Annotated in this window: 3 protein-coding genes; 2 read left to right on the forward strand and 1 reads right to left on the reverse strand. The window is 63.0% G+C overall.

The window, feature by feature from the left end:
* Window positions 1-102: 102 nt before the first annotated feature.
* The gene (locus tag I5I_RS14640) at window positions 103-615 is read right to left on the reverse strand and encodes a hypothetical protein (protein ID WP_148285574.1); all 513 of its coding nucleotides are present in this window, start codon (window positions 613-615) and stop codon (window positions 103-105) included.
* A 209-nt stretch (window positions 616-824) separates the two neighbouring features.
* Here I5I_RS14640 and I5I_RS14645 point away from each other — a divergent pair, with 209 nt between their 5' ends.
* On the forward strand, window positions 825-1172 hold the full coding sequence (locus I5I_RS14645; protein WP_051039656.1) for a hypothetical protein: 348 nt from the start codon (window positions 825-827) through the stop codon (window positions 1170-1172).
* 419 nt (window positions 1173-1591) lie between these two features.
* Complete coding sequence (locus tag I5I_RS14650) at window positions 1592-1906, forward strand: ATP-dependent nuclease (protein WP_036321399.1); 315 nt, start codon at window positions 1592-1594, stop codon at window positions 1904-1906.
* Window positions 1907-2050 lie beyond the last annotated feature (144 nt).

Consider the following 2050-nt stretch of genomic DNA (forward strand, 5'->3'; position numbering starts at 1 on the left):
TACGGCGTGCGCGCCGAAGTAGGCATTCGCGATAGACGTGCCCGGTATTTCGGTCGCGGCGCTCTCGTAAGCGTTCTCATCAAAAGCTGGTCGTCCCACGTCTCATCTCCCTAGTAGCTCAACGCTGAACACAACGGCGAGTGAGGCGGCTGCGGCAGCGAGGACACCGAACCCCGCCCAGACCCAGCGGCCTCGATTGGCGATATCGCGTTCGATGGCGGTTAGCACCGTCTCTTTGTCACGTACAAGCTCGGCCTCGACAAAGGCAGCCGTGTGCGTGCAGTCCAGGTGCCGATCCACCAGGCGACGAGCTTCGATGCCGGGCCGCTTGCCTGGTCGTAGTGCCACCGCGGCGCACGCCATCGCAAGGCAAGCGAGAACGAGTGAGGCGACGCCGAATCCGCGCGCGAAGCTCCAAAGCTGCGCTGTGGCGGCCGTGATCAGGACACCAGAAGACACAGCGAGGAACGACGCCTTGTTGCTAACCCCATTGACGCGCGTCGTCGCATCGCTCATCAACCGATCAAGCTCCTCGTTGAGGAGCCGCACGCGATCGAAGCGCATGCGGCGCGCAGAGGCATCCTCCACAGCGGCTGCGTCGCGGTTCTTCCTCATACATCTCAGCGTAGGGAGAACCTCCGACATTGCCCGGTGGGACACAGGAATCCGGCGAGCTGTGCAGCGGCCGTGGCGCCGATCGGACGGTTGATGTTTCTTGGTCGCCGTCGTTCACTGGGGGAGTGCACTGCTCGTTGCCGGTCTGCGGTCTCTCAGAGAACCATCCGAGTTCTCGGCCGCACCCGTCAAGGAGGTGACCCGCCCTCATGAGCGAGTCCAACGTCAACACCCCGCCCGCCACTGCTGCGTCCGCCAATGGACTTGGCTACGGCCCGATCAAGCCCCTCGCGGTCAGACTCAACGAGTCCACCCGCACCCAGCTGGACATCATCGCCCAGCTCAACGACCGAACCGTCACCGACGAAGTCCGCCTCGCCATCGAAGCCTGGATCGACAAGACCAAAGCCGACCCAGCCATCCAACGCCGCGCGAAGGACGTGCGCGATGAGATCGAACGGGAAGCAGCAGGCAAACGCGACGCCATCGCCGCCATCTTCGACGCCAGCCCGGCGCCGAAGACACCGCGAACGCCGTTGAAGCCCCAGGGCACCTGACGGCTCGACCTCAATGGGCGGCCGGCTCGAGCGACGTCCCACCCGGACGCTTGCTCGCCGGTCGCCCTGCACCCACTCGTCCACGCTGATTGCCTGACCTCGTTTGTGCTCTGCGATTCCACGAAAACCATCCCGGTTCCCGGTCGCACGCACAAAGGAGACGCCCGACGGGCCGACGTGGCGAAGAACGTGGTTCAGTCACGCATGGATCTCGCCGCCGCGGAGGCGGTGCTTCATTGTCTAAACAACAACGAAGCACCTATTGCCACGGCGGGTCGAATGCCTCATAACAAAGGACGCAAACGAGAATGACAGCATCTGGCTTTTCGCTCGAGGATGAGACACCCGATGACGACAACACCCCTGGCAACCATCGACCTCCGCGCCCGCCTTGGCGGGTCTGAAACGGGCGGCATGCGATGAAGGTGCGCCACCTACGAGTCCAGAACTTCCGGGGGATCGAAGACAGCGAGATTCACTTCAAGACGCACACACTGCTCGTGGGTGGCAACAACGCCGGGAAGTCGACGATCTGCGAGGCACTTGATCTGGTGCTCGGCCCTGAGCGTCTGTATCGTCGCCCGGTCGTCGACGAGCACGACTTCTACCTCGGGCGCTACCTCGACGAAGAAGGCGCGCCAGTCGAGATCCGCATAGATGTCATCTTGACCCAACTCACCCCGGAAGAGCGACGCCGGTTTGGAGACCAGCACCTTTCGGCTCTGGGACGATAACGCGAGCGAGTTCATTGACGAGGAGCAAGGCGGCGTCGACCGTTCCGCAGAGGATGGCGTGAACTGGGCGCTCCCTGTCTGCTTCATCGGTCGGTATGACCGCAAGGAGAACGATTTCGTCGGCGACACCTTTTTCTGTCACCC

It is taken from the genome of Microbacterium sp. B24 (assembly GCF_000333415.1).
Taxonomy (GTDB): domain Bacteria; phylum Actinomycetota; class Actinomycetes; order Actinomycetales; family Microbacteriaceae; genus Microbacterium.

Coding starts and splice junctions, on each gene's coding strand:
- I5I_RS14640 (WP_148285574.1), bottom strand. CDS start 615: ATGAGGAAGAACCGCGACGCAGCCGCTGTGGAGGATGCCTCTGCGCGC.
- I5I_RS14645 (WP_051039656.1), top strand. CDS start 825: ATGAGCGAGTCCAACGTCAACACCCCGCCCGCCACTGCTGCGTCCGCC.
- I5I_RS14650 (WP_036321399.1), top strand. CDS start 1,592: ATGAAGGTGCGCCACCTACGAGTCCAGAACTTCCGGGGGATCGAAGAC.